A 26379-nucleotide genomic window follows, 5' to 3' on the forward strand; every position below is an offset into this window, starting at 1 on the left:
AGTCCGGACGAAGCAAGCACTGTGACCTCAGCAGAGAAGGAAGCACCATGACACCAGCCGTCCCCGGGCTCCCCGGACAGCCGCCCGTCCCCACCGGCCTGGACGTTCCCGCACTCGCCGCCGAACTGGGCGGATCCGGGGTCCCGGTGCGATGGGAGGAACTGACCTGGCAGCAGGCGGAGACCACCGCGACCGCACAGAACGCCGTGATCATCCCCGTCGGCGCCACCGAACAGCACGGTCCCCACCTGCCGTTGGCCGTCGACACCCTCATCTGCCGTGCCGTCGCCCTCGGCGTCTCCGCCCTCACCGGCGTACCGGTGGTGCCACCGCTGAGCTTCGGCGTCTCCGCCTCCCACGGCGACTTCGGCGGCACGGTGGCGCTGCGCCCGGAAACGCTGATCGCCGTGGTGGAGGACGTCATCGACTCCCTGTACGCCTCCGGAGTACGGCAGTTCATCCTGCTCAACGGGCACATCTGGAACAACGGCGCGCTCGACGTGTCCGCGGAGAAGCTCCGGGTGCGCCACCGCGACGCCCGCGTACGGGCCCTGGGCTACGTGACGATGTACCCCGGCCCCGAGGTCGACGGGCATGTCCAGTACGGCCGGGCCCTGATGCACGCCAACTTCTTCGAGACCTCGGTCATGCTCCACCTCCACCCCGAGCTCGTACGGATGGACAAGGCCACCTCGCACATCGACGTGGACTCCTTCTGGGACTACCGGATGGACCAGGTCAGCGAGACCGGCGTCTGGGGTCGTGACGTCGCCGACGCCGACGCCAAGCACGGCGAGAAGGAGTTCGACCGCTGCCTGCTCACGACCGCCCGAGCCGTGTCGGCCGCCGTACGCGAACCCTGGCCCGACCCGACCCACCGTCCTGGAGCGACCGCGTGAAGATCTACGACATCACCCTGCCCATCCACCCCGAGATGCTGCACTGGGGACGCAAGCCCGAGGTGGAGATCGTCGAGTCCCTCTCCAACGGCGACGCCTCCAACGTCACGCGCTGGCGGCTCGGCGCCCACACCGGCACGCACGTCGACGCGCCCGCCCACTTCCGCGACGGCGCCACCCCCATCGACGAGGTGTCCCTGTACTCGCTGGTCGGGCCCGCCCTGGTCATCGACCTCACCCATGTCGAGGGCGACGTGGAACCGCACCACCTGGAAGAAGGTGGGGCGGCCGGACACACCCGCGTCCTGCTCAAGACCTCCAACTCCGCGGGCCCCCTCAAGGAGACCGAGCGCGCCCCGCAGTGGGTGGGCCTCTCCCCGAAGGCGGCCGACTGGCTGATCGAGCACGAGGTCGAACTCGTCGGCATCGACTACCTCACCATCGAGAGCCACCACCGCACCGACACCTGGGACGTCCACCACTCCCTGCTGGGCGCCGGCGTGCTCATCCTGGAGAACGCGGACCTCGACCAAGTCCCCGCCGGGACGTACGACTTGACCTGCCTGCCCACCAAACTGGTCGGCGCCGACGGCTCCTTCGCCCGTGCCATTCTCACCACCCGGGACTGACCGTGGCCACGATCGCCATCGCCGCACCCCATCCCGCGGCCATCGAGGCAGCGCGCCAGGTGACCGCCGACGGCGGCGGCCTGATCGACGCCGCACTCGCCGCCGCTGCCGCCCTCACGGTGGCCTATCCGCACCAGTGCTCCATCGGCGGAGACCTCGTCGCCCTGGTCCGTGACGGCGCGCACGGCACTGTCCGCGCGGTGCTCTCGGCAGGAGCCGCGGCGGCGGCCACCGACCCGGCGCCGCTGCGGGCGGCGGGGGACCGGATGCCGCCCGGCGGCCCGCACACGGTGACGGTCCCGGGAGTGGTCGCCGGGTGGGCGGAACTCGCCCGTCTCGGGGCGCGGTTGCCGCTCGCCCGCAGCCTCGCCCCGGCCATCGCCCTGGCCGATGCCGGAGTCCCGGTGAGCGAGGGCCTGGCACGGGCGATCCACCACCGCCTCGACGTCGTACGGGCCGACCCGGGGCTGTCTGCGCTGCTGCTGGACAAGGCAGGAGAACCACTGTCCGTCGGAACCACCCTCCTCCAGCCTGCACTCGCCGCGACCTTGGAGGAACTCTCCGACGACTGGCGCCACTTCTACACCGGGCCGACCTCCCGGCGCCTGGTCGCGGGTCTGCGGGAACGCGGCAGCCTGCTCGACGCGGCGGACTTCGCCGGCCACCGGGCGGAGAACACCGCCCCGTTGAGCACGACGACCGGGAACGGCGTGACTTGGTGGGCGGCCCCGCCACCCAGTCAGGGAGCGTCACTGCTGGCCGTACTCGGACGTGGGAGCGACCGCCTTGTCGCCGCCCGGCAGGCGGAGTTGAGCCGGGACGCGCTCCTCGGCGATCCCCGGTCGGGTGGCGTGGACCTCGACGGCCTGCTGCTGCGCGCGGGGCGGGACATCACCGCACTGCCCTCCGGCCCCAGACCCGCCGGGGACACGGTGGCCGTCACCGCCGTCGACGACGAGGGCAACGCGGTGGCTCTGATCCAGAGCGTGTTCCAGAGCTTTGGATCAGGTATCGCCGACCCGGCCACAGGAGTAGTGCTCCACAGTCGTGGCTCGGCGTTCAGCCTGGACCCGGCGCACCCCGGGGCGCTGCGGCCCGGGGCGCGGCCCCCGCACACCCTGTGCCCGGCACTTGCCACCGCCCCGGGGCGAGTGGTGGCGCTCGGCTGTCAGGGAGGCAGGGCCCAGGCCTGGATCCTGTCGCAGGTCGCCGAGGAACTTCTCGACGCCCCGGACCCGAAAGCCCTGCTCGCCCGCCCCCGCTGGGTCATCGGCTCCCGCGACCTGAACCGTCCGCACCCCACCCTCCTCCTCGAACCCGGAACCCCTGACGCGGACCACCTGACCACCGTCGCGGACCGTCTGGGCCTTGAGGTCGCCCGGACGGCAGGACCGCACGACGAGGCCGGCCATGTACAGACGGCACGCCTGCGCGCGGGCAAGACCGACGCGGCGAGCGACCCGAGGGCGGACGGGACCGCGGCGATCCTTGTTAGCCGGGTACGCCGATGAGCTGTCGCAGTTCCGCACTGGCACTGGCACTGGCACTGGCACTGGCACGGACACGAGCGACGGGCGCAAGTCGCCGGACCCGAGCGCCACTTGGCGCTCGCGCTGCAGCACGGCGTCCCTGTTTCCGTCAGCTGTTGTGAACGCCTGGTGTGCTCGGTCCGGTGGCCCCAGAATTGGACGGGTGGATGCAGGGGTGGCGGCAATCCTGGGCTCGTCGGTCGGCGTCGCGGGGACAACGGTCGCGGCGGTTGTGGCAGCTTGGTCGACTCGTTGGCAGGTGAGGTCACAGGCCTACTTGGAGCACCATCGATGGCGCCGGGAGGTTCGCCAGGCCGCGTACAGCGCGTTGATCACCGAGGCGGTGGCGGCCGAGGAAGGCCTGCGGAGCGCTTGGACCGTGCTGAGCGAGGCGGGTCCCGGGCACCTCGAAGAGGCGATGGAGCGCATGAGGGCTGCCGAGAACCTGGTGAGCGCCGCCCGCCGTGCCGCCTCCACTGTGGCGGTGGAGGGGTCCACGGCGGTCGTCGAGGCCGCGGACGCTCTGATGACGGCCCTCGGTGTTGCCCTGGCCGATCTCTTCTCCTGGCACGCCGACAGCGCGCGCGGAGCCGGGACCGGAGCATGGAGAGACAGACACGCCGCGCATGTGCTCGAAGCCAGAGCACGGTTGAAGGATTTCACCGGCTCCGCGCGAGCGGCCCTGGATGATGAGCCCTATCGTTCTGCACGCTGACCTGCTGTTAGGGATTCTCGTCGCGCACTGCCTTCTTGAGGGCTGGAATTATCGGGCGGATCGTGCTCCAGCAACCGGTCTCGTCCCTGAAAGTCAGCCCCTTGTCCTCCACCATTGGCCGGGCGCCGTACGCCTCGTACACCGTCTCGCCATCCAAGGAAACGGCGAAGTCGAGGTCCTCCACACCCCGGAAGTCGTAGCGGGCCGTTTCCAATTTGAGTATTCGGGCCCATCCGACGGTCAGCCGGGCGGAAAGGAGGGCTCGGACGGGCGGCCCGGTCCGTGCTTCGTCCGTGACGAATTCACAGTGGAAGGCCATCAGGGAATCCGGCTCCAGCCACTCCTTTTGCCAGGAGGCCGTGGAAAAGAACGTCAGACGCCGTCTCGGTGCGCGGAGTTCGACCGAGACCTGCACCTGGGGTCCTTCCGGGCTGTGGAAGCGTTTCATGCCCTGAACCAGAAACGGTTTGGTCAGGTCCAGTTGCCGGCGATCAGCGCCAGGCCCACCAGCAGCAGGATCAGGGCGGTCAGCACTGTGGGAACCACCGCTGCCCGCCACCGTGCTTTTGGGGCACTGGTGACGACCTCCGAAGTAAGCCCGGGAAGGGCCTCGGCCGGCATCGCGGAGTCACCGACCATGCCGCCCTCGATGAGTACGGCCAGTGGCCCCGACTTCTCGGGCAGTGTGGTGATGTCTTCGGCGGACGAGACCAGGTTGAGCAGGTGTGCCTGTCCGTCCTCCCCGGACAGCAGCGAGGACAGCCGGGCGAGGAAGGCCGCGTCGGCGCCCGGTGCCGTCCGTCCGGCGATCCAGCGCTCCGCGAGCAGAACGGGAGAAGGGCCGCCGGTGTCCTGCGCGGACGGGACGGGGCTCAGGGATGCCAGCGCCGTGGCGAGCCGGGTGGTGAGCTCCGCTCGCTCGGCGGTGAGCTCCGAGTTGCGGGCGGCCAGCAGCCGGTCCACCTCGGCGCTGGAACACAGGCTGTCCAGGAGCTCGGACAGCACCCCGCGGCCCTCGGGGTGACGGGTGATGTCGTCCAGCCAACGTGACGCGAGCGCCAGCACCGTGGCCCGGTCCTGCCCGGTCCCCGTCGTTCCGGACGGACAGGGAGAGCCGTCGAGGACCAGGGTGTAATAGACAAGCGTGCCCACGGAGTCGGTCCGGGCGGAGGGCACCCCGCTGATCAGCACTCGCCAGCGGTCCTTCGACGTCACGGCGAGCAGACAGGGCCGTTCCGTGGCGGTGAGCTCCGAGTACGTGTCCCACCAGCGGCTTCCCGGTGCGGCGCCGAGGAAGGCGTAGTCCAGTTTGCGCGGCGCACCCCGGGTTCGAAGATAGACGTGCACTGTAGTCCCTTCGGCGGTCAGCTCAGGTGGTGCAGACGGGGCCCGCTCTCGCGCCCGGCCAGGGCGGTGAGCACGTCGAAGAGCGACTGAGTGGTCTGCTGCGACATGGCGAACAGCCTCTCGTCGGAGGCTGCGGCGTGCCTGCGACGGTCGCGTTCGCCGTTGAAGTTCAGCCACAGATCGCGGAAGAAGCCCTCCCTCAACTCCGCGTAGCTTCGGGAATGCAGGGCGGCCGTCTGCCTTGAGGCCGTCGCCCGCTCGCTCTGCGCCCGTGCCGTGTCGATGAGTTGCCGGCACAGCAGGGTGAGCAGGTCGTCCAGTCCCTTCCGGACGATCCGGCCCGGTGGGCGGACCCGGTACTTGGGCATGAGCATCTTGCCGCCGGGAGATCCCTGGGCACGGATCCAGCGGGCCGAGACGAGCTCCACACAGCCGAAGGTGTCGATCGGGAGGTAGCGGACCGCCGCGTGCGGGGCCGCGTCCCGGACCGTCTTGAGTACGTCGCTGAACTGGTCGACCACCTTGTCCCGCAGCGCACCCGCGTGATCCTGGAGACTGCCGCTGTCCGACAGATACGTCTCGCACTTGACCGGACAGAACACGATCATCGCGGGCTCACCGGACAGCTCCCGCCGGTTCTTCGCCCACCTGAGTACGGCCTGGTTGATCTGGAACACGGAGAGATGCGAGGCGAGCAGATGCGCGTTTTCGTCACCGGAGTCCATGAGCAGCACCGAGTCGATCGGGACGATGAGCACGGAGCTGTCGGCGAGGAACGCTTCGCACTCGTTCCACTTCTGCTCGTCCTCGGTGCCTTCGCCGGCTCCTTCCAGCCACGCCCCCGGGTAGTCGAGCATGTCGAACCGGATCTGAAGGTCCTGTCCCCGCGCTTCGAGCAGCAGGCGGAACCAGGAAGGATCGCTGGTACTGGGCACGACTCCCGGCTCGAACATCCGGGCCTTCAGCGCCCCGGAGACCAGGTTGTAGGTGGCGCCCAGCCGGTTCTTGGTGGGCCGGTCCGCGGTGAGCAGGTGTACCGAGGAGTCCTGGGCCAACTGCTGCTGGCCCTCGGTGAGCAGGCTCGCGATCAGCGTGCTCTTGCCCACGCGGCTGGGGGCCAGCAGGCCGATCTTGTACTCGAAGACAGAACGCTCGTCCATCACCGCTGCCCCTCCTCAAGTGCCTTGGAGATGTCCTGCGTGACGCGGAGCACGCGTGCGAAGCGGCTGTTGGCCTCGTCGATTCCCTTGAACTCCGCGGGCCACAGGTCGTTGCGGTACGAACGGACGAACCGCCGGAACTCCATGACCGAGGTGCCGGACCGGATCAGGGTGTCCTCGAACTGCTCCACCAGCGCGTGGATGACAACCGCGGGCACCGCGGCTTCCTGGGACAGTGACCTCTGGATCCGGAACGCCGCCTGCTCGGCAAGGCTGTTGAACAGCTCGTGGAGGTGCTCGGCGCCCTCCGCGGTCAGGGGGACCGCCACCTGCTGCATCTGCTCGCCCGTGTCGGGATGCGTGACCTGGAGGTTCAGCGGGGCGAGGTCGGGGCGTACCCGGGGGTAGAGCAGGGTGCGGTACTCCAGCCGTACGTCCAGCAGACTGTTGACCGCGGAGGCAAGGCCCGGGCACGGCTGGGAGGAAGAGGCGAACAGTTCGGCCAACTCGGCGAGGACGTCACGTCCGGACCGGGCGGAGGGTGTGGCGGTGGCCGTGGCGGTGGCGTCGTCGGAGCCGGAGGCACTGTCCTCCTGCCCGCTGTCGTCGTCTTGGAAGAGCGCTCCGCACTCGGCCGCGAGGAGCGCGGCCGTGCGGTCCCAGGCGGCGGTGAGACGTGCTGTGAAGAAGTCGTCCAGCGCCGCGAACCGGCGGCTGATCTCGACCCGGATCCTGCTGAACTCGGGCCCTGCGAACGCTGCCGCGTGGCCTTCGGTGATCATGCAGGTCAGCGCCTCCTCCTTCCAGGTGTCCGCGCCCTTGCCGAAGCCGTCCTGGATCCAGCCGAGTACGTCCTCGTACGCCTTCTCGACGGCCTCGCCGAAGCCCTGATCCAGCACCGAGCCGTGCGCCTCCGCGGCCAGTTCGCCGACCAGCACACGCAACCGCCTGGCGATGGTGCTGCGCAACTGCGCGGCCTTGGCCTCGTTGACTTCCTCCGGAACCCCGGCCCGCCGGGCCACCTGGTCGAGTGCCCGACGCAGATCGGTGAGTTGCAGGCGCGTACGGTCCCGTACGGACGAGGCCTGGCTGCGGGTGCCGGCGAGCACCTCGGCGTCCATGACGGGCAGGCCCTCGGCCATCCGCTTCAGCAGGGGGCCGAGCACCTCCCGGCCGACCCGCTCCGGGTCGCGTACGTCGGTCTCGAAGACGGTGAAGAAGCGGTCCGGTTCGCCCCCGTTGACATTGCGCAACAGGTCGCCGCGGAGGTTCTCCGCGAGGTGGGGCTTGTCCGGATCGGTGTTGTGCACCAGGTAGGCGAACTCCCCGGTGCTGCGCACGAATCCCCGGACCTCGTCGAGGAGGCCGAGTCCGGCGGTGTCCGTCTCGTCGAAGAACGAGGAGGTGTCGGACGAACGCTTGACCACCAGCACCGCGTCGACCTCGTTGCGCAGACCCGCCACATGCCGCCGCTCGGCGTCCGCGACCACCTCCCCGAGCCCCGGCAGGTCCACGATGCCGATCCTGGCCACATGCTCATGAGGGAAGGCGCACTCGATGCGGGCCTCGCGCACAGCCGCATAGGCGCGCCCCACCCGCTCGCCCGCCTTGGAGATCTCCTCGTGCGTCGGATACGCGACGAACGGCCGCACCTCCTCCAGCGGCACTGTCTTGACGCCGCCGGTCAGCAACGGCTCGTACGACATCAGGGCACTCTGGAGTTCACGCAGCCGCGTCAGCAGCACCCTGTGCCGGGTGTCGGGGAGGGCTTCCGGGTAGACCCAGTCGCGGAATTCGGCGACCGTACGCGGTGCGGGGGAGAGGTCGAGCGCCGCGTGCAGCGGGGAGATCACCGCCGTGAGGAAGCTTTCCGGGCTGTGCATCTCCAACTCGGCCCGCCGTACCGTGGGCGAGTGGAAGATCCGGCTGCGGACCGCGGTGACGGGGATGCCGTGACCGGTGGGAATCTGGTTGTCGTCGAGGCCCGAGACCGACTGCAGCAGAGTGCTCTTGCCCATGCGCGCGGCGCCGCTCACACCGATGTTGACCGTCGTCCGGGTGAAGCGGGAGGCGATCACTCTGAACGAGTCCGCCGCTTGCCCGACGGCCAGCTGGATCTCGGTCAGCTGAGGAAGTGTCAGGGACGTCATCAATTCGGCGTCCATGGTCGTGTGCACCCGCAGATCGGCGAGCGCGTCGTCCAATTCGGCGAGGTGTTCGCCGAGCGTGTGCCAGCGCTCGCTTTCGCTCTGCACTTCGGGTAACTGCCGCAGCCGGGCTTGCAGCAGCGCGTCGATAGCCGTCGAAATGTTCGACATTTGTCCCCCAGTCGCACAGTGGCACCATTCATCCCGCCGAGGCCGAGATAGGTGCGTCACTCCCCATCTGGCAGGCACCGTACCGGTGTGGCCGTGCCCTTGCCCGGCGTTCTGTGATTACCGCACGAACTGGAACAACTACTTTCGGTTCAGGTCGACGTGGCATAGACGATGAGGTTGTTCACCGGGTGGCCATCGGCGTCGAAGTCGCCGTCGCAGGTGACCAGTCGCAGGGCGCGGTCCTTCGTCGGGCCGTAGACCTTCTCGGTGGGGAACGAGTTCTTGCTGACGCTCTCGGTGTCCGTGACCGTGAAGTGCGCCGATTCGCCGCGGTCGTTGGTGACGGTGATGTCCGCGCCCTTGGTGATCTTCTTGAGATCGTGGAAGACGGCCTTGCCGAAGCGGGTGTCGTTGTGGCCGATGATCACGGCGGGACCGACCTCACCGGGCACGGAGCCGCCGATGTACCAGCCGGCGGTCATGCCCTTCTCGGCCGGGGGGACCTCCACGGTCCCGTCCTTGTTGCGACCGAGCTCCATCAGGGAACTGGTGATCCCGATCGAGGGGATGGCCACTTCGGTAGGGACGGCCGACTCTGTGGCCTCCGGAGCGCCGGGCGAGGCCGTACCGGCGGCAGCAGGGGTGTTCGGAGAGGCCGGGGCAGGCTTGTCGGCGTCCGACGCACAGCCGGTGAGCACGGCGAGGACCACGGGTACGACGAGGGTGAGCCGGGCAAGGGCCGGCAGGGTGCCGAAGCGCCGTACCGGACGGGGTGCAGGTGACACGACGGACTCCAAAACAGAACCAAGAGCAGAAACAGAGGACCTGACGCAGAGGACCTGAACGAATGGACCTGAAACAAAAGGACCTGAACGACTTACGGGACCGGGCGCATACGCGGTGGCGCCGCCCGGAGACGGGCGGCGCCACTGTTGTGCCCGGTGGGGCTGTGCCTGGCGTCAGCCGTTGTGGCGTCCCGCGGCGCGGCGGCGCAGGACGATGGTGCCGGCGCCCGCGAGCAGCAGAGCGCCGGTGGCCGAACCGACGAGGGTCGTGGTGCCGGTGCCGGAGTTGCCGGCCGGGGCCTCGCCCGCGGCGACGCCGCCCTTCGGAAGGTCCTTGCCGGCCTTGGCCTTCCTGGCTTCGAGCTCCTTCGCCTTCTTGGCGTCCTCGGCCTTCTTTTCGGCCGCGGTCTTGTCTTCTCCCGTGGCCGCGCTCGGCGTGGGGGTCGGGTCGTCGGCGACGGCCGCGCCGACCGGGACGAGCATCGCGCCGGTCGCGACGGCGGTCAGAACGGCGAGACGCAGGGTGAGATGGCGGGACATGTATCGCTCCAGTTCCAGCCCGGCCTTGGTGGTACCTGGTTGGCGAGCCGCACCAGGTTCCGGGCATGGCCCAACACTTGCGCCCACTTGTGAAGAAGCTGTCAGAAGCTCATGGTCATCGCATCAGGGCTGACCAGGGGTCTCCCCGGGCCCCGGCTCGGTGGAGGCTGCCCCGTCCCGCGTGACCGGCAGCCACAGGGTGAAGACCGAGCCCTGACCCTCCGTACTCACCACGCTCGCCGTGCCGCCGTGGGCCTCGGCGAGCTTGAGGACGATCGCCAGACCGAGGCCGCTGCCGCCGGTGCTCCGGTTGCGGGACTTCTCCGCCCGCCAGAATCGGTCGAACACATGGGGGACGTCGTCCGCGGGGATGCCGCTGCCGGTGTCGGACACCTCCACCGCCACCTCGTCCCCGGAACCGGTGACGTACGAGCGCAGGGTCACCAGGCCACCGGACGGTGTGTGGCGTACGGCGTTGGAGACCAGGTTGCTCATGGCCTGCCGCAGCCGTACGGGGTCGGCGTCGAGCAGCGGCGGCCGAGGGGCGTCGGGCGGCGTCGCGGAGACCGCAAGGGTGACACCCGCGGTCTCGGCCAGCCCCTGGTGTGCCGCGGCGACCTGGCCGAGCAGGTCGTCCACGCGTACCGGCTCCACATGCAGGCGCAGCGCGCCCACGTCGGCCGCCCCCAGGTCCTGGAGATCGTTGACGATGTGCTGAAGCTGTACCGCCTCCTCGTGCAGGGAGGAGACGAACGCCGGGTCCGGTTCGGCGAGACCGTCCTGTGCCGCCTCCAGCCAGCCACGGATATTGCTCAGCGGGGTACGCAGTTCATGGGCGACGTCGCTGACCATCACCTTGCGCTGCTCCTCCAGCCGCGCCCGGTGTGCGGCCATGTCGTTGAAGGCCGCCGCCAGCCGTCCGATCTCGTTGTCCGAGCCGACCGGTACGGGCGCCGAGTCCATGCCGTCCCGCATCCGCTGGGCGGCGCCGGTGAGCGCGTGCAACGGGCGTACGAGCCGGGCTCCGGCGATCACCGAGGCGCCGACGGTGAGGGCGAGGACCAGGGCCGTGACCCCGGCGATGCGTGCGGTGTTGGCCGGTGAGAGATCGAAACCGGGCACGCCGGCGGCGGCGTCGGTGCTGTCGATGAACAGCAGCGCGGGCGCGGCGACGTACGACGTGAGCTGTTCGCGGCGGGCGCTGCCGACGCAGGCGGCTATGGCCCGGTCGTGCTTGCTGCTGTGGGCCGGGGGCAGGCGACCGTCGTCGGTCCCCCGTTCCTTGGTCGCTCGCGCCAGCGCAGCCTTCTCCTCGACCGCCTTCTGCTCCGCGGCCCGCTGCTGGGCGTCCGCCTCGTCCTTGGTGAGGCCGGTCGTGGGAAGCTCGGCCGATATGCCGGTGTCCGTGCCTCCCGTCCCGAATCCGCGGTCCCAGGACAGGTCCAGGTTGAGTTTCACGCCGGTGCGGCCCTGCCGCTTCAGACAGGCGTCCGTCAGTTGGTTGAGTGCGCGCAGGGCCTTCTTCTCGGTCGGCGTGGGACCGGAGGCGTAGGACGTCAGGCACTTCGTTTCCATGGAGCGGTCGGTCTCACTGCTCACGAACTGGACGCGGGACCGCCCGCTCGGGCTCTCGACGATGTCCGCGGCGATGCCCGCCGTACCGAGGCACTCCGCGCTGTCGGCGCTGGCCTTCCGCAGGAGCGTACGTTCCTGCGCGGGCAGCAGGAACGGCCCCACCGCGCGTGGATCGACGCGGTCCGCGCCCGCGGAGGCGGTGTCGGGCACCAGCACGGTGTCGACGGACAGCGGGTCGACGACAGCCGAGGCCTGCGGTGGCAGCGGGGCGGCGGACGAGCCCTCGGAGGTGCCGTTCGCGTCGTCGGCGGAGTCGAAGAGCGGGCGTTTGTCCTGGGTGGTCAGCACGATCCGGCGCTGGGACTTCCCGGCCAGTTTGCGCACGGTGGCGTCGACGCCCTCCCAGCCCGGGTGGGTCGCCGCGTACCCCAGCAGGGTGTTGTAGATCTCGGCGTCCGCGCTGAGGTTCTGGCCCTGCTCCTGGCGGATCGCGCCGGAGGTCGTCTGCACGGCGAGCCAGGCGGTGGCGGCCACCGAGCACGAGGCCACCAGCGCCGACACGGTCAGCAGCCGCCCCAGCAGGCTTTTGCGGAGGGGCAGCCGCGCCCGCTCGTCACGACGACGCACGGTGCACGCTCTTCGCGTTGGTCCTCGCGGGATCCGTCAGCTTGTAGCCGACGCCGAAGACGGTGAGCAGCCGGTCCGGCCGCCGGGGGGCGCGCTCGATCTTCTTGCGCAGGTTCATGACGTGTACGTCGACGGTGCGCCCGCTGATGTACTTGTCGAAGCCGTGCAGTTCCTCCAGGAGCCGCTGCCGGGTGAAGACCCGGTCGGGCTCCGCCGCCATCGCGGCCAGGATGCGGAACTCGCCCGGCGTGCACACGACCGGCGAACCGCCGACCGACACCTCGTGCCGGTCCGGATCGACTCTGAGCGAGCCCACCGACAGCGCCTTGTCCCCGGCGGCGCCGGGCGTGGGGTCAGCGGCGGCGGGGGCCGGCCCCTCGGAGCTCCGGTTGCGGCGCAGGAGCGTACGCACCCTGGCCACCAGCTCACGCGGGCTGAACGGCTTGGTCACGTAGTCGTCGGCACCGAGGTCGAGGCCGAGCAGCAGATCGTCCTCGGTGCTGCGGGCCGTCAGCATCATCACCAGCACCTCGCGGCCCTCGGCGCGCAGGATCCGTACCACGTCGAGGCCGTCGGCCCGGGGCATCATCACATCGAGGACGAGCAGGTCGGGCTCCCGGTGCCGAACCTGCTCAAGAGCCGTACGGCCGTCCTCCACCACCGTGACCGTGTGTCCCTCGTGCTCCAGATAACGGCGCACCAGTTCGGCCTGCTTCGTGTCGTCTTCAGCGACCATGATGTTTGCGCACACGCCGGAGAGCGTAACGAGCGTGGAGCCGGGGACGGTGGTAAGTGGCCTTTTCGGGCGGGGAGTTCAGGCCACCGTCGTGAGGTCAGACGCGTCGGCGCGGTCGCGGCGAGGCTCCGCCGGCCGACCGTCGGCACGTTCTCCCCGCGCCGCTTCCCGTACGCCCACATGCTCGCCTGGGCGGGACGGCCCGGCCCGGACGCGTACGCCGTCGACGAGATGTCTGCCTAGACCAATCACGTCGGCCAGGTCGCCGAGGAGACCGGTCCGGCGGGGGAGCGAGCCGCGGGCCCTCACGTCCGTGGGCTGACCACGGCCGTCCTGCCGACAGAGGACCGGGCCGCGCACCCCGGACGGGTACGGACCTCGTACGAACCCACAGGACTCGGCGGCGGACGCTGTCGCCGCCCCCGGAGAAGCCGCCGGCGTCTGTTTGGCGCGCACATGCGGAGAAACCGCGGGATGCTGAGGGGGAGCGCTGCCCATGACCTGACGAGCAGTGGTGGTGAGCGCCATGGCTGGGCTTGAGGAGAACGGTCCGGAACCGACCACGTCGTGTGCCGATCCCCGAGGAGACCCGTTCCTGCACACGCGGTTCGCGATACCGGCACGTCCCGCGACCTTCCTGCGGCGGGAGCGGCTGGTCAGGCACCTCGACCAGGCTCTGCGGACGCCGTTGACCGTGGTCAGCGGGGCCGCGGGCGCGGGCAAGACCCTGCTGGCCGCCGACTGGGCCGCACGCGAGGACCGGTCCGTCGCCTGGCTCACCAATGACGCCGCGGCCCAGGGCTGCGGCATGTTCTGGGCGTACTTCCTCCAGGCCCTGAGCGCCTCCGGCGTGTCCCCGCCCGCCGAGGTCGGTTCCCCGGCCGACGCGAGCCGCGTGGACCAGACGCTGCTGACGCGACTCGCCGCGGGCCTGAGCGACCGCGACCGGCCGGTGATCGTGGTGCTCGACGAGTACGACCGTGTGACGGCGCCGGAGATCGCGGAGCAGCTGGAGTTCGTCCTGCACCACGCGGGACGGGGCATGCGCCTGATCCTCGTCACCCGCACCGAGCCCCTGCTGCCGCTGCACCGCTACCGGGCGGTCGGCGACATGACCGAGATCAGGGCCGCGGAGCTGGCCTTCACCCCCGAGGAGGCGACCGCGCTGCTGGAGCTGCACGGGCTGCGCGTTCCGGTGTCCGCCGCGCGGTCGCTCGTGGAGCGCACCCGGGGATGGGCCGCCGGACTGCGGCTGTGTGCCCTGGCCGCGCAGGAGAGCCCGGATCCGGAGACGTATCTCAAGGAGTTCGAGGTCGACCGCACCACGGTGGCCGACTTCCTGCTGGCGGAGGTGCTCAAGCGGCAGACCCCCGAGGCGCAGGACCTCCTGCTGCGGGTCAGCGTCCTCGACCGCTTCGGCCCCGAGCTGGCGAACGCGCTGACCGGGCGAACCGACGCCGAGTCCGTCCTGGCCGGGCTGCACCGCGAGAACGCGTTCGTCGAGTACCTCGGGCACGACCGGTACCGGCTCCACCCACTGTTCGGTGAGATCCTCCACGCCCATCTGCGGATGCGCTCTCCCGGTCTGGAGCCCGACCTCCACCGACGGGCCGCGACCTGGCTGAGGGACTCCGGATCCCTCGCGGAGACGCTCGGCCACGGTGCCGCCGCGGGCGACTGGGAGTTCACCGCCGGTGCCCTCGTCGACGACCTCGCCATCGGCCAGCTCTTCACCGGTCTCCGCTCGGACCATCTGGCCGAGCTGTTCTCGGGGATGGGTCCCGAGGCCACGAGCCCCGCCACGGATCTCGTCCGGGCGGCCCGTGAGCTGGCCCGGAGCAACCTCGACCATGGCCTGGCCCACCTGCGGCACGCCGAGCGGAGCCTGGCGGAGGAGGACCGGACACCGGCCGGGGAGAGCCCTCCCGGACTCGCGGCGGCCCGGCTGAGCCATGCCCTGCTGGAAGCCCTGGCAGGCCGGCTGACCGGTTCCCCCGCAAGGGCGGAGACGGCAGCGGAGACGGCCGCGGAACTTCAGCAGGAGGTGCCCGCCCAGCTCCTGGACGCGCATCCCGAACTCGCCGCCCTCCTGTCCACCCATCTCGGCTCGACGCGGCTGTGGGCCGGGAGCTACGAGGACGCACGTGCCGCCCTGAGTACGGCCGTCGCCTGCTCCGAGGGAGCCTCGACGGCGCTTCCGCGCGAGGAGTCCCTCGGCCATCTGGCCCTGATCTACTATCTGAACGGCTGGCCCGGCAAGGCGGAGCGCAAGGCCCTGGCGGCGGTCAGCGAGACCGAGCGGTTCAGTCTGAGGGAGGAGTCCGGTTCCGGCATCGAGCTGCTCGTCCTGGCCGCCGTGGCCGTCGACCGCAACGAACTCGACCGGGCCCAGGCTTTCCTCGACGCGGCGGCCGACTCCCATCACGCGATGCGGGACCCCGTGATGCGGGCGGGGCGCGCCCTCGCCACCGCGCGGCTGCTTCTGGCCCGCGGCGAGACGCACGCCGCGCTCGAAGCGGCGGAACCGGCCGTCTCCGCCGACGTGGCTTCACCCTGGTCGGAGGCGCACAAGGCGCTGGCCGCCTCAGCCGTGCATCTGGCGGAGGGCCGGCCGGAGACCGCCGCCGAGCTGCTGCAAGGGGTGCCCGGCGACCAGCCGACGTGTGTCGTGGGAGCGGCACGGGCCCAGCTCGCCGCGGGCCGGCCCACCGAGGCGCTCGGCCTGCTCGACCGAGTGCGCCCCGAGGGCGGTACCGGTGCCGAGCGCCGTACGGGTCCCGCGGTGACCGTCCGGGCCTCGCTGGTGCGGGCCGAGGCCGCGGACCGCGCGGGGGACTCCGCCACCGCGCGCAGACTCGTCGCCCACGCCCTCCACGAGGCCCGGCGCGAACGGCTGCGGCGCCCCTTCCTCGAAGCCGGACCGTGGATCCGGCCCCTGCTGGGCATGGCGCCGCTGCGCGGGCTGGCCGAGGGCTGGCTCACCCCCGGACCGCCGCCGTGCGCCGCGCCGCGGGCCCACCCTGGAGACCAGCCGCCGCCACCGGTCGTGGAGGAGCTGAGCGGGCGCGAGCACGACGTACTGGAACGGCTCGCCCAGATGATGTCGACGGAGGAGATCGCCGCCGATCTGTACGTATCGGTGAACACGGTCAAGACCCACCTCAAGAGCGTCTACCGGAAGCTGTCGGTGAACCGGCGCCACGACGCGGTGCACCGCGCACGCGAGCTGCGGCTGCTGTGAGCACGCGGCTGCGTCTTCGCGGCCTGCCGGGCCGGGGACCCTTGCCCGGCCGAGGACCCCTGCTCAACCGAGGACCCCTGCGCAACCGGGGATCCCTGCCCGACCGGGGGCTTTCGCGGGGTGTCCGGCTCGCCCGTGCGGGGTGAGGCGCGGGGCGGGTTCTTCGGGTGCGATGGGGGTGGCGGCAGGGCATCGATCGGTCGGCCGCCGCCCGGTGGACTCCGCCGGGCCCCGGGGCGACTCGGCGAGGTGGGCACCTTGAGGCACTGGCGGGCGCTGATGGTCCTGGGCACGGCCCAGTTCCTGATGGTCCTGGACACCTCCGTCATGAACGTGTCCATCAGTCAGCTGGTGGAGGACTTCGACACCGAGGTCACCGCGATCCAGGCCGTCATCACGCTGTACGCGCTGGTCATGGCCGCTTTCATGATCATTGGCGGCCGGCTCGGAGACATCTTCGGACGCCGTCGCCTGTTCCTGTTCGGGCTCGTCGTCTACGCCACGGGCTCGGCCCTGACCGCCGCGGCCCCGACCCTGTGGGTGCTCGCGCTGGGCTGGTCGGTCATCGAAGGACTCGGCGCCGCGCTGGTGCTGCCCGCCATGGCGGCCCTGGTGGCCGAGGCCTACCGAGGCCGGGACCGGGCCGTCGCGTACGGCGTCATCGGCGGACTCGCCGGAGCCGGCATCGCGGTCGGCCCGCTGCTGGGCGGCTGGGTGACGACGTACCTCACCTGGCGGCTGGTGTTCGCCGGTGAGGTCGTGGTCGTCCTGATCGTGCTCTGCTTCCACCGGGCGATCACGGAAGAGCCCAGGACCGGTCCGAGCCCCCGCCTGGACGGGGTCGGCGCCGCACTCTCGGCGACCGGGCTCGCGCTCGGCGTCCTCGGCGTGCTGCAGAGCGGCTCCTGGGGATGGGTGCAGCCCCGCAACCCGCCCTTCACCATCTTCGGCTTCGCGCCGACGCTGTTCGTCGTCGCCGCGGGGATCGCCGTGCTGGCCTGCTTCCATCACTGGGAGAAACGGCGGGAGGCGAGCGGCGCCGAGCCCCTCGTACATCTGCCCCTGCTGCGCAAGCCCGCGCTGCGATCCGGCCTGATGACACTGGTGAGCCAGAACCTCATCCTGCTGGGGCTGTTCTTCACCATCCCGCTGTATCTGCAGGTGGTGCAGGGGTTCAACGCCTTCCAGACAGGTCTGCGGCTACTCCCGGTGTCCGTCACCATGCTCGCCGCGTCCATGATCGCCGCCCGGCTGGGGCGGAGGGCAGGACCGCGCCGGGTGGTCCGGCTGGCCCTGCTGACCCTCACCGGCGCCATCGTGTGGCTGCTGGCCACCATCGATCCCGTCATCGACGACGCGCAGTTCGCCGGAGCCATGGCCGTGCTCGGCGTGGGCATGGGCCTGCTCGCCTCGCAGCTGGGCAACGTCGTCCAGTCCAGCGTGGGCGAGGAGGAACGCAGCGAGGCCGGCGGACTGCAGTTCACCGCCCAGAACCTGGGTTCCGCCCTGGGCACCGCGCTCATCGGATCGCTGCTCATCGGCGCCCTGGCCCACGCCTTCACCAAGCAGGTCGACGAGAACCCGCAGCTGTCGCAGCAGGCCCGACAGCAGACCGGAGTCGCCCTCGAAGCCGGGATCACGTTCGTGCCCACCGACCAGGTGCGCTCGGCGGCCGAACGTGCCGGGTTCCCGCCCTCCGAGGTCGACGCCGTCACCGACTCATACGCCTCGGCGCAGCTCGACGGCCTGAAGGCGGCGATCCTCGCCACCGGCGGAATCACCCTCGCCAGCTTCCTGGTCACGCCCCATCTGCCGACCCGAGGAGCCGGCCGTCCGAAGCAACCCGACACCGGCGCGCCCACCGGGGCGATCGGCTCGACCCGCTCGACCGGCGCGGCCGACTGACCGATCGGCTCCGGCCGGCTCCGGCCGGCTGACTTCGAGGGAGGCCGCGATGTCCGAGGCCGAGCACACCGCGGCCCGATCGCACAGCGCCGAGCGCGGGGCCCACGCCGACTACACCGGTGGCGTCTACGGATCCATGCTCGCCGCCTCCGTGATCGTCGGGGCCGGGTCCCTGGGCGAGTTCCCGCGCCTGGAACTGGTGCTGCTGCTCCTGCTCACCGGCGTGGCGTTCTGGATAGCGCATGTGCACGCCCACCTGTTCGGGGCGCGCTTGGCGGAACTGAGCCTGGACCGCGCGATCGTGCTGCGGGTGTGCCGTGACGAGTGGCCGATCGTCAAGGCCGCCGTCCCTCCTGCCGTCGCCCTCGCCGTCAGCCCCCTCCTGGGCCTCGACCTGTCGGGCTCCCTGTGGCTGGCCCTCGCGATCGCCGTGGCGGGCCAGGTGGGCTGGTCGGCGGCGGCTGCACGGCGGGCCGGGGCCTCCTGGCGCCTGGTGGCCACCACCGCGACGGTGAACCTGCTGCTCGGGCTGCTGATCATCGCGTTCAAGATCTACCTGACGCATTGACGGCGATGACGCGCTGCCGGTGTCGACGCGGGAAGCCTCGCCCCAGAACCATCGACGCAGGTGAACCGCGTGCCGGGCGGCGTATCACCTCTACGGGGTGAGGCCGGGCGGTCCGCCGAGGCGGAGGATCGCACCGTAGGTCCGCAGTCCGCCTGTCCCAGGCCACCCGCGGGAGAGCAGCTCATGCGCTACGAGATCCGCGTCGACGGACACATGTCGGAGACGCTGACGAGTGCCTTCCCGGAGCTGGATCACGTGATGATGTCCGGACACACAGTCCTGTACGGCTCCGTGATCGACGAGGCCCACCTGTACGGCCTGCTGGCCCGCTGCCGCTCGCTGGGACTACGGGTCCTGGAGATGCGCCAGCTGCCGGAGTGACACGGCTTCCGGCCGCGTACGACGATCGGCGCGGGCCGGCGGCGTACGGCGATCCGCACGAGCGCGAGCGCGCGTACGACGATCCGCACGCGCGCTCGTACAGCGATCCGCCCGAGCAGCGGTCACAGGCTTTCCGCCCGGACCCGGCCGGACGCGACGGCGGCGCCGAGCGCCTCGAAGTCCCGCTCGTTCTGGTCGGCGTAGGCCTGGGCGAACTCGGCGAGCGCGCGGTCGAAGCGGTCGCTTCCGCCCAGGTAGGCGGCGATGGCCACCGGATCGCCCGAGCGGGCGTGGGCCCGCGCCAGACTGGCCCCGCAGAGCTGCGCGAACATCCGCAGCATCCCGGGCTCCATGGTCTCCGGCCGCGCGATGCCCTTCCAGTCCTTGAGCTGGCGTACGTAGAAGTCGCGCTCGCGTCCGTCGAGGCCCACGACATGGGTCCAGCCCAGGAAGATGTCACTGGTCGTCTGGATCAGCCGCTGTCCGGCCACCACCCGGCGGCCCTGGTTGTCGTAGCGGTCGCCGCCCGTGTGGGCGGCGAGGACCGACTCCTGCGCCTCCTTGGCCTGCAGCAGCAGCGGGTCGGAGTCGTCCCTGCCGAGGAGGAGCACGATCCAGCAGCGCGTACCGACACTGCCGACGCCCACCACCTTCCGGGCCATGTCGGCCAGGTGGTAGTGGCGCAGCAGGTGCCGGCGCTCGGAGGACAGGGTCCGCTTGTACCCGTCCAGGACGATCTGGAGCTCCTTCTCCTCGTCGCCCTCGGAGGAGTCCGCCAGCAGGTCCTGGAACGGGGTGATCAGCGGCGGGTCCGGTGTGATCCGCCGGCCCTCGGCCGTGATCCGGGTGAGTTTCGCGAAGGCCTGGAGCTGGGTGCGCGTACGGGCTCGTGTCGTCGCCTCGGCGGTACGGCGCCTGGTCTCCTTGTCCATCGACGAGGCCTGCAGTTCCCGCAGCCGGTCGGCGTCGTCCTGGGCGTACCAGATGTCCAGGGTGCCCATCCCGGCGAATGTCCGCATCCGCTGCCGGTAGGCCCGCACGCAGGCCCGTACCGCGCCGTTCTGTTCCTTGACCGAGAAGCCGTTGGCCCGGCCGGCGATCGCGAAGCTCGCCGCCAGTCGCTTCACGTCCCATTCGAACGGTCCGGCGAGGGTCTCGTCGAAGTCGTTGATGTCGAAGACGAGATGGCGTTCGGGCGAGGCCAGCAGCCGGAAGTTGAGCAGGTGGGCGTCCCCGCAGAGCTGAGCGGTCAGGCCGGTGTTCGGGGCGGGGCCGAGGTCCGTCGCCATGATCGACGCCGCACCCCGGTAGAAGCGGAACGGGGATTCGAGCATGCGGCCGTAGCGGATGGGCACCAACTCGGGCAGCCGGGTGGCCGATTGACGCTCTATCACCCCGATGGGGTCGGGCCGTTCCTTCCCTGCCTCGAACCAGCCGTGGCACGAACGCGAGGCGCGCGTACGCGCGTCCTTTCCGTACGCGGCCCGTTCGGCCGGTGTCAGGGACGCTGTGAATGCGCTCGGTACGGCCATGACTCACACCTCCTGTGCGCTGTTCCTGTGCGCTGTTCCCGTGCCGGGGGCCTACTCCTCCGGCGGTGGCTCCCGGCCCTGCCTCCGCAGACCCGCCCGGACCGCCCCCGCGAGCACCCGGGCGGCGACGCCCACGAGCATCAGTCCGCCGGCCATCTGGAGCATCGTCACCACGCGTCCCGTCTGGGACCGGGCCACGATGTCGCCGAACCCGACGGTGGTGAACGTGGTCAGGGTGAAGTACAGCGCGTCGGTCCTGGTCAGCGGTTCGCTGAAGGTGCCCGGGGAGGAACGCCCCATCAGGTAGTAGACGCAGGCGAACAGCACCAGATACAGCGCCAGCGTGGCGGTCAGTGCCTCGACGGCCTTCAGACGGGGCGAGGGCGAGCGCACGATGGCCCGCACCTCCCACAGGAAGACCAGGACGACCGCCAGCAGGCCGCAGGTGAGCAGCGTCGCGGTACGGGCCGTGCCGCGCCCGTCCAGGGGCAGCAGGTAGTACGCGGTGACGAGACCCGCCGTGAGTCCCACGGCCCGCGCGACGGGCACGGCTGTCTCCCGCCACCCCGGACCCGGTCGTCTCCGGTACGCCGCCCGCCCGGACCGGGCGGACTCCGTCGGGGCGGCCACGGGATCGTTCCGGGCAGCCGCTCGATCATTCATCTCGTGTCTCTCGTCCTGCGCGCCGCAGCCCGGCGCGCGTCCTCCCACGCCCACCTCATCGCTCCGGCGGCCCGCACGGATCACCCGCCGGGGGTGACCCGGTGGCCGACGAGGGGCGGGACGCTGGGCCTGCGATCCCCGTGTGCCGCCTCGTCGGCGGTCCGGGAGCGAGCCTCTCGATCGCGCGAGGAGGAGCCATGACCGTGTCGCGTGATCCCGCAACGGGCACCGGACCGGCACACACCCCCGACGGACCGGCCCATTCGTCCGACGGGCCGGACCGCATGCCCTACGGGGCCGACCCCGTCCCCGCTGCCGACCCCGCGGCGGTCCTGGCGAAACTCGGACGCTCCTGGACCTGGGTCCTGGGCTCCGCGATCGCCACGCTGGTGCCGGGCATCCTGATCCTCGTCTGGCCGGACGGGACCCTGCACGTGGTGGCGGTCCTCCTCGGCCTGTATCTGCTCGTGACCGGGGCGTTCCGGTTCGTCGAGACCTTCGCCCGGGAGGAGCACGGCGAACGGCTGCCCGGCCTGCTCCTCGCCGTGCTGTACGTCCTCGGCGGGGTGCTGTGCCTCAGGAACCCGCTGCAGACCATCGCCGCGCTCTCACTGATCGTCGGGATCGTCTGGGTGGTGTCCGGCATTCTCACCCTCTACACGGCCCTCGCCGCCCGGGACCTGCCCCACCGGGGCTTCGTCCTCGGCATCGCGGTGATCGGCATCGTCGCGGGGATCGTGGTGCTGGCCCTGCCCTCCGAGTCCGCCCGGGCGCTGACCCGCCTGCTCGGACTGTGGCTCGTCCTGCTCGGCGTGGCCGAGGTGGCCCTCGCCCTCGCCTGGCGCGCCGCCCTCCGCAGGGCCGGCATCACGGGGTCGCACGACCCCTCCCGGACCGCCTGAGGCGCCGGTCGACCCCGCCCCGGACCGCCTGAGGCCCCGCGCGAAGCGGCCGGGCCTCATGGGCGTCACCCGCGACCAAGGAGGAGCCATGGCCTCGGACAAGGCCTCCGGACCGTCCCCCTCAGGCAAAGGCGAGGAGTCCGGTCACGCCCTGACCGCCGCGGAACGTACGGAGTACGAGCGGCTGCGCCGGGCGACGGGGGTACGCCACCGGCGCCTGCGCCGTGTCGGCGCCTCGGTCCTGCTGGTTCTCACCCTCCTGCTCGCGCCCTTGGCCGTCGTCGCGGCCTGGGTCCAGGACACCGTCTCCGACACCGACCGGTATGTGCAGACCGTCGCGCCGCTGGCTTCCGATCCGGCGGTCCGCAAGACCGTGATCGACCGGCTGACCAACCGCGTGGTGCGCAACGTCGACGTCGAGGCGGTGACGGCCTCGCTCACGAAGGCCCTCGCGGACACCGGGGCGCCACCCCGGGTGGTGGACGCGTCCGAGAACCTCGCCGCGCCGCTGCGCTCCGCGGTGCAGACCGTCGTTCACCGGAACGTCAGCCGTGTGATCACGAGCGACGCCTTCCAGCAGGCCTGGGAAGGTGCCAACCGACGGGCTCACGCGGCGGTGCTGAACATGCTCACCGGAGAGCGGGAAGGCGCCCTGCGCGCGACGGGCGAGGCCGTCGAACTGGACATCGGGTCCGTGGTCGACCAGGTGCGGCAGCGCCTCGTCGACCAGGGCTTCGAGAAGGCCGCCCTCATCCCGGACACCGACCGCACCGTCACGCTCTTCGAGACCGAGCAGCTGGGCAAGGCACAGGACGCCGTGCGGCTGCTGGACATCATGGGTACGTGGGTGCCGGTACTGACCGTCGCCCTCGCCGCCCTCGCCGTGTGGACCGCGCCCGGACACCGGGTGATGCTGCTGGTCACGGCCCTCGGTGTCGGCCTCATGATGGTTGTCCTGCTCGTCGCACTGGCGGTCGTACGACGTGTCTACCTGGACGGGATTCCCCCGGGGGCGCAGTCCACCGACGCCGCCGCGGCGATCTTCGACACCTTCATCCGCTTCCTGCGGGAGAGCACGCGCACGCTCCTCGTCGTCTCCCTGATCACGGCGCTGAGTGCCTATCTGTACGGACCCGGGCGGGCGGCACGCGGCGTGCGTGCCGCGGCCCAGCGGGGCGCCACGGCAGCCGGCCGGGCGCTGAGCCGCGCCGGGCTGCGCACCGGCTCCATGGGAGGCCGACTGGCCGAGCACCGCTCGTGGGCCGCCGGAATCACGATCGGGGCGGGCGCCCTGGCACTCGTGCTCTGGAACCACCCCACGGTCGGTGGGGTGGTGCTTGTCCTCGGCCTGGTCCTGTTCGCCCTGGCCCTGGTGGCGGTGCTCGCCGCCACGGCAGAAACCGCCCCGGCCGACGTGGAACCGGGGCGGGCGAACCCGTGAACCCTGCCTCACCCGCCTCGGGTGAAGCCGCCCGGCCGTGGCCGTGGGCAGGCTGGAGGCGACAGACAACGGTCGGCGGGCGAACGCCCGGGACGGAGGAAAGAGATGAGCGGGTCGACGTACCTCGCGTACGACTATCCCCTGCTGAGCGTCTTCTGGTCCATGCTGGTGTTCTTCCTGTGGATCATGTGGTTCGTTCTGCTCTTCCGGATCGTCGTCGACATCTTCCGTGACGACAGGATGAGCGGTTGGGCCAAGGCCGGCTGGCTGGTGTTCACCATCCTCCTGCCCTTCCTGGGTGTCTTCGTCTACGTGATCGCCCGTGGCAAGAACATGGGCCGCCGGGAAGCCGCGCAGGCACGCGCACAGCAGGAGGCCTTCGCGAGCTACGTCCGGGAGACCGCCAAGGGCGGCGACGCCAGGCCCAGCAGCGTCGACGAACTCGCCAAGCTGTCCGAGATCCGCGGCCGTGGCGACATCACGGACGAGGAGTTCCGCAGGGCGAAGGACCTGGTCCTGAGCGGCCACGGCCCGTCGGAACGAGCGGGCAGCACCGCCGCCGGCAGCTGACGGCACTCGCACTGGTCGGGGGCACCGCACGAGACTGAATCGAGGCAGCACGATGACCGCCACACACACAGGACACCACTCGCAGACGGCCCATCGGCCGTGGGCCGAGGGCTTGACGGTATTCGCAGCCGTCATGCTCATGATCGCAGGCGTACTGGACATCTTCCGGGGCATCATGGGGATCGCCGAGGACGACGTCTTCGTCACGACACGCGACTACGTCTTCGCGTACGACCTCACCGGCTGGGGATGGATCCACCTCATCCTGGGCGCCGTCGCCGTGGTGGTCAGCATGGGACTCTTCCAGGCGTCGTTGTGGGCGCGGGTCGCTGGCGTCACCATCGCCGGATTCATCATCATCGCCAACTTCCTCTCCCTGCCGTACTCTCCGGTCTGGTCGATCGTGATGATCGCCTTCTCGGGGTTCATCATCTGGGCGCTGTGCGTGGTCCGGAAGGACGACTCCGGCGAGTTCGACCGTTCCTGAGTCCGTCAGGGTTCAAAGCGTCATGAGCAGGCTCATATAGGCTGCACGCTCTGTCCGTTGCAGCCCGTACCACCTTCCCCAGGAGAGTCGCTCAGTGACCGTGGAGATCGCTCAGCCCGCACCGGCCGCCCAGTCCGCCGACGAGACACCCGGAGAAGGAACGCCGGCGGACGAGGCCTTCTGGGAGGAGCCCGGAGCGCCGGACGACGGAGGTCCGGCCGGCTCCGCGCACGGCATCGTGGCGCAGGCCACCGCGGCCGACGTGGTGCCAGAGGGCACTTCGACCGACGTGGTGGCACAGAGCGCCGCGAACGACGTGGTGGCGCAGGACGCCCGGGACTTCGGGGCGTACGTCAGGGCCGGCGGCTGGGCGTTCGCTCTGAAGGTCGCCCGCAGCGTGCGGCCCGGCGGGGAGGCCGCGGGGGAGACGGCGAAGATCTCCGCGAAGGAGTTCGCCGAGCTGGCCGGGTGCTCGCCGGAGCGGGTCATGCGCTACTACAAGGCCTGGGACAAGGCGGCCGACGACGGGCTCGTCCCGTACTTCGAGGCGCTGGCCCCGGGCCAGGACGTGGAGCTGCCGGACTCCGACGTGTGGCACTCGTACTACATCTCCCGTTCCAGCGCCGCCTCCGACCGTGGCACCGCGATCGCCGCGGCTGCCGAGGCCGAGGGCATCCGCCCGACCAAGGCCCTGGAGGTCGCGGAGAACCCCACCGCGCTGCGCGCCGCGATCCTCGCCGACCCCTCCACCGCCAAGGCGGCCCGGGCCGCGCTCCTGGACCGGCTCAAGGAAGACCCTTCCCTGCAGACCGAGTTGGCGCGCGACATCGCCCGTACCGACGATCTGAAGAAGGCGGTCGCCACCGAGACGCAGGCGGCCAGCCGGATCGGCTATGTCCGCCAGATCGTCGAGAACGGCCAGGTCAAGACCCCCGCCGGGCAGACGATCGACGCTCCCGCCGAACTCCGTGCCGAGGCCGAGCGCCACCTGTCCCTCATCGACGAGCTCGACGAGGACGAGGACACCGGCGAGTGGGCCACCGATGCCTACGACACGGTGAAGGACCTCGTCGCCCAGACCGTCCAGGCCAACCCCGAGCTCCGTCTCCAGGAGCGCCGGACGAAGTTCTACAGCAGCCTGCAGAAGGCGACGAAGGTCTTCGAGGAGCTGACCTTCGACGACGTGGACGACCTCGACACCATCTACGAGGACGATATGCTCCAGCGCCTGGAGGAACTCCAGCAGGCCGTCGGCATGTGCATCACGGCCCTGCGGAAGGCCGCCCCCGGGAACTGACCGGGCGTCCTGCGATCGACCTGAGGCCTCGGTGGCCACCCCGACGGAGGGGCGGCCACCGAGGCCTCAGTCGTGCGGCTGTCCGACCGGTCCCTGTTCACCGACTCGGTCGAACGAGCCGTTCCTCCGGGATCACGGCCACGCCGAGGATCTCGATCAGCGCCTCGGGCTGCCAGAGGGCGGTGCAGCCGATGCCGGCCATCGCCGGGTACACGGGCCCGGCCAGCTCGCGCCAGACCCTGCCGATCTCCTTGCCGTGCGCCTGGTAATCGGGGATGTCGGTGAGGTAGATCGTCACGCTCACCAGGTCTTCCGGCAGGCCGCCCGCCTCCCGGAGTGTCGTCAGGACGTTGCCGAACGCCTGGCGGAACTGCTCGACGATGCCGCCAGGAACGATCTTCATATCGGCGTCGAGGGCCGTCTGCCCGCCGAGATGCAGTGTGTTCCCCGCCAGGGTTCCGTGGGAGTAGCCACTGGGCGTGGGCAGGGCAGCCGGGTTCACGGGGATGTGCTTCATACGGCCTCCGGTTCG

Annotated in this window: 24 protein-coding genes; 13 read left to right on the top strand and 11 right to left on the bottom strand. The window is 70.9% G+C overall.

Annotation, left to right across the window (positions count from 1 at the left end; genetic code table 11):
• Positions 1 to 47 precede the first annotated feature (47 nt).
• From AOK17_RS01465 to AOK17_RS01480, 4 genes are all read left to right on the top strand, one after another.
• The gene (locus AOK17_RS01465; protein ID WP_055610394.1) at positions 48 to 899 is read left to right on the top strand and encodes a creatininase family protein; all 852 of its coding nucleotides are present in this window, start codon (positions 48 to 50) and stop codon (positions 897 to 899) included.
• Positions 896 to 1528, top strand: coding sequence for a cyclase family protein (locus AOK17_RS01470; RefSeq protein WP_245696977.1), 633 nt, complete (start codon positions 896 to 898; stop codon positions 1526 to 1528). Before AOK17_RS01465 ends, AOK17_RS01470 begins: the two co-directional genes overlap by 4 nt.
• A gap of 2 nt (positions 1529 to 1530) precedes the next feature.
• The gene (locus AOK17_RS01475; RefSeq protein ID WP_055610395.1) at positions 1531 to 3039 is read left to right on the top strand and encodes a gamma-glutamyltransferase; all 1509 of its coding nucleotides are present in this window, start codon (positions 1531 to 1533) and stop codon (positions 3037 to 3039) included.
• A gap of 295 nt (positions 3040 to 3334) precedes the next feature.
• Entirely contained in the window at positions 3335 to 3772 is a 438-nt protein-coding gene (locus AOK17_RS01480) for a hypothetical protein (protein WP_157881262.1), read from the top strand.
• 7 nt (positions 3773 to 3779) lie between these two features.
• Here the strand turns inward: AOK17_RS01480 and AOK17_RS01485 are convergent, their stop codons facing one another.
• The 8 genes from AOK17_RS01485 to AOK17_RS01520 all read right to left on the bottom strand — a co-directional run bounded on the left by AOK17_RS01485 (position 3780) and on the right by AOK17_RS01520 (position 12860).
• The gene (locus AOK17_RS01485) at positions 3780 to 4220 is read right to left on the bottom strand and encodes a hypothetical protein (RefSeq protein WP_157881263.1); all 441 of its coding nucleotides are present in this window, start codon (positions 4218 to 4220) and stop codon (positions 3780 to 3782) included.
• A gap of 23 nt (positions 4221 to 4243) precedes the next feature.
• Positions 4244 to 5119, bottom strand: a complete 876-nt coding sequence (locus AOK17_RS01490; RefSeq protein ID WP_055610398.1) for a hypothetical protein — start codon at positions 5117 to 5119, stop codon at positions 4244 to 4246.
• A gap of 17 nt (positions 5120 to 5136) precedes the next feature.
• Positions 5137 to 6279 carry a hypothetical protein gene (locus tag AOK17_RS01495; RefSeq protein WP_055610399.1) on the bottom strand — a complete coding sequence of 381 codons (1143 nt, stop codon included), beginning with the start codon at positions 6277 to 6279 and terminating at the stop codon, positions 5137 to 5139.
• A complete protein-coding gene (locus tag AOK17_RS01500) occupies positions 6279 to 8597 on the bottom strand; it encodes a hypothetical protein (RefSeq protein ID WP_055610400.1) in 2319 nt (772 codons plus the stop codon). The genes AOK17_RS01495 and AOK17_RS01500 overlap by 1 nt, the downstream gene beginning before the upstream one ends.
• A gap of 149 nt (positions 8598 to 8746) precedes the next feature.
• Complete coding sequence (locus AOK17_RS01505; protein ID WP_055610401.1) at positions 8747 to 9382, bottom strand: class F sortase; 636 nt, start codon at positions 9380 to 9382, stop codon at positions 8747 to 8749.
• A 174-nt stretch (positions 9383 to 9556) separates the two neighbouring features.
• Positions 9557 to 9922: a hypothetical protein gene (locus tag AOK17_RS01510; protein ID WP_055610402.1), complete on the bottom strand. Its 366-nt coding sequence runs from the start codon at positions 9920 to 9922 to the stop codon at positions 9557 to 9559.
• A gap of 123 nt (positions 9923 to 10045) precedes the next feature.
• Positions 10046 to 12124 (bottom strand): sensor histidine kinase, encoded by a 2079-nt coding sequence (locus AOK17_RS01515; protein WP_245696978.1) that lies wholly within the window; start codon positions 12122 to 12124, stop codon positions 10046 to 10048.
• Positions 12111 to 12860, bottom strand: coding sequence for a response regulator transcription factor (locus tag AOK17_RS01520; protein ID WP_055610403.1), 750 nt, complete (start codon positions 12858 to 12860; stop codon positions 12111 to 12113). Before AOK17_RS01520 ends, AOK17_RS01515 begins: the two co-directional genes overlap by 14 nt.
• A gap of 526 nt (positions 12861 to 13386) precedes the next feature.
• Between AOK17_RS01520 and AOK17_RS01525 the strand changes: the two genes are divergently transcribed.
• The 4 genes from AOK17_RS01525 to AOK17_RS01540 all read left to right on the top strand — a co-directional run bounded on the left by AOK17_RS01525 (position 13387) and on the right by AOK17_RS01540 (position 18955).
• Positions 13387 to 16101: a winged helix-turn-helix domain-containing protein gene (locus AOK17_RS01525; protein ID WP_055610430.1), complete on the top strand. Its 2715-nt coding sequence runs from the start codon at positions 13387 to 13389 to the stop codon at positions 16099 to 16101.
• A 258-nt stretch (positions 16102 to 16359) separates the two neighbouring features.
• Positions 16360 to 18006: an MFS transporter gene (locus AOK17_RS01530; RefSeq protein ID WP_055610431.1), complete on the top strand. Its 1647-nt coding sequence runs from the start codon at positions 16360 to 16362 to the stop codon at positions 18004 to 18006.
• A gap of 49 nt (positions 18007 to 18055) precedes the next feature.
• Complete coding sequence (locus tag AOK17_RS01535) at positions 18056 to 18574, top strand: hypothetical protein (RefSeq protein WP_055610404.1); 519 nt, start codon at positions 18056 to 18058, stop codon at positions 18572 to 18574.
• 183 nt (positions 18575 to 18757) lie between these two features.
• Positions 18758 to 18955, top strand: a complete 198-nt coding sequence (locus AOK17_RS01540) for a hypothetical protein (protein WP_055610405.1) — start codon at positions 18758 to 18760, stop codon at positions 18953 to 18955.
• A gap of 122 nt (positions 18956 to 19077) precedes the next feature.
• On the opposite strand, the gene AOK17_RS01545 is transcribed toward AOK17_RS01540, so the two are convergent.
• Positions 19078 to 20487 (bottom strand): DUF2252 domain-containing protein, encoded by a 1410-nt coding sequence (locus tag AOK17_RS01545; RefSeq protein ID WP_055610406.1) that lies wholly within the window; start codon positions 20485 to 20487, stop codon positions 19078 to 19080.
• Between the two features lie 51 nt (positions 20488 to 20538).
• The gene (locus tag AOK17_RS01550; RefSeq protein ID WP_055610407.1) at positions 20539 to 21036 is read right to left on the bottom strand and encodes an ion channel; all 498 of its coding nucleotides are present in this window, start codon (positions 21034 to 21036) and stop codon (positions 20539 to 20541) included.
• Between the two features lie 311 nt (positions 21037 to 21347).
• Here AOK17_RS01550 and AOK17_RS01555 point away from each other — a divergent pair, with 311 nt between their 5' ends.
• From AOK17_RS01555 to AOK17_RS01575, 5 genes are all read left to right on the top strand, one after another.
• Positions 21348 to 22052, top strand: a complete 705-nt coding sequence (locus AOK17_RS01555; RefSeq protein ID WP_055610408.1) for an HdeD family acid-resistance protein — start codon at positions 21348 to 21350, stop codon at positions 22050 to 22052.
• A gap of 88 nt (positions 22053 to 22140) precedes the next feature.
• Positions 22141 to 23493 carry a hypothetical protein gene (locus tag AOK17_RS01560; RefSeq protein WP_055610409.1) on the top strand — a complete coding sequence of 451 codons (1353 nt, stop codon included), beginning with the start codon at positions 22141 to 22143 and terminating at the stop codon, positions 23491 to 23493.
• Between the two features lie 105 nt (positions 23494 to 23598).
• A complete protein-coding gene (locus AOK17_RS01565; RefSeq protein WP_055610410.1) occupies positions 23599 to 24063 on the top strand; it encodes an SHOCT domain-containing protein in 465 nt (154 codons plus the stop codon).
• A 52-nt stretch (positions 24064 to 24115) separates the two neighbouring features.
• The gene (locus AOK17_RS01570) at positions 24116 to 24550 is read left to right on the top strand and encodes a DUF7144 family membrane protein (protein WP_055610411.1); all 435 of its coding nucleotides are present in this window, start codon (positions 24116 to 24118) and stop codon (positions 24548 to 24550) included.
• Positions 24551 to 24644: 94 nt separating this feature from the next.
• Positions 24645 to 25847, top strand: a complete 1203-nt coding sequence (locus tag AOK17_RS01575) for a hypothetical protein (protein WP_107102267.1) — start codon at positions 24645 to 24647, stop codon at positions 25845 to 25847.
• Between the two features lie 97 nt (positions 25848 to 25944).
• Here AOK17_RS01575 and AOK17_RS01580 read toward each other — a convergent pair whose 3' ends face one another.
• The gene (locus AOK17_RS01580; protein WP_055610412.1) at positions 25945 to 26364 is read right to left on the bottom strand and encodes a RidA family protein; all 420 of its coding nucleotides are present in this window, start codon (positions 26362 to 26364) and stop codon (positions 25945 to 25947) included.
• Between the last annotated feature and the right edge of the window lie 15 nt (positions 26365 to 26379).

It is taken from the genome of Streptomyces phaeochromogenes (assembly GCF_001418655.1).
Classification (GTDB): domain Bacteria; phylum Actinomycetota; class Actinomycetes; order Streptomycetales; family Streptomycetaceae; genus Streptomyces; species Streptomyces phaeochromogenes.

What these genes read in the sequence shown, in the direction of transcription:
- AOK17_RS01465 (WP_055610394.1), top strand. Translation starts at nt 48, where the DNA reads ATGACACCAGCCGTCCCCGGGCTCCCCGGACAGCCGCCCGTCCCCACC.
- AOK17_RS01485 (WP_157881263.1), bottom strand. Translation starts at nt 4,220, where the DNA reads ATGAAACGCTTCCACAGCCCGGAAGGACCCCAGGTGCAGGTCTCGGTC.
- AOK17_RS01495 (WP_055610399.1), bottom strand. Translation starts at nt 6,279, where the DNA reads ATGGACGAGCGTTCTGTCTTCGAGTACAAGATCGGCCTGCTGGCCCCC.
- AOK17_RS01500 (WP_055610400.1), bottom strand. Translation starts at nt 8,597, where the DNA reads ATGTCGAACATTTCGACGGCTATCGACGCGCTGCTGCAAGCCCGGCTG.
- AOK17_RS01510 (WP_055610402.1), bottom strand. Translation starts at nt 9,922, where the DNA reads ATGTCCCGCCATCTCACCCTGCGTCTCGCCGTTCTGACCGCCGTCGCG.
- AOK17_RS01520 (WP_055610403.1), bottom strand. Translation starts at nt 12,860, where the DNA reads ATGGTCGCTGAAGACGACACGAAGCAGGCCGAACTGGTGCGCCGTTAT.
- AOK17_RS01525 (WP_055610430.1), top strand. Translation starts at nt 13,387, where the DNA reads ATGGCTGGGCTTGAGGAGAACGGTCCGGAACCGACCACGTCGTGTGCC.
- AOK17_RS01535 (WP_055610404.1), top strand. Translation starts at nt 18,056, where the DNA reads ATGTCCGAGGCCGAGCACACCGCGGCCCGATCGCACAGCGCCGAGCGC.
- AOK17_RS01540 (WP_055610405.1), top strand. Translation starts at nt 18,758, where the DNA reads ATGCGCTACGAGATCCGCGTCGACGGACACATGTCGGAGACGCTGACG.
- AOK17_RS01545 (WP_055610406.1), bottom strand. Translation starts at nt 20,487, where the DNA reads ATGGCCGTACCGAGCGCATTCACAGCGTCCCTGACACCGGCCGAACGG.
- AOK17_RS01555 (WP_055610408.1), top strand. Translation starts at nt 21,348, where the DNA reads ATGACCGTGTCGCGTGATCCCGCAACGGGCACCGGACCGGCACACACC.
- AOK17_RS01560 (WP_055610409.1), top strand. Translation starts at nt 22,141, where the DNA reads ATGGCCTCGGACAAGGCCTCCGGACCGTCCCCCTCAGGCAAAGGCGAG.
- AOK17_RS01565 (WP_055610410.1), top strand. Translation starts at nt 23,599, where the DNA reads ATGAGCGGGTCGACGTACCTCGCGTACGACTATCCCCTGCTGAGCGTC.
- AOK17_RS01570 (WP_055610411.1), top strand. Translation starts at nt 24,116, where the DNA reads ATGACCGCCACACACACAGGACACCACTCGCAGACGGCCCATCGGCCG.
- AOK17_RS01580 (WP_055610412.1), bottom strand. Translation starts at nt 26,364, where the DNA reads ATGAAGCACATCCCCGTGAACCCGGCTGCCCTGCCCACGCCCAGTGGC.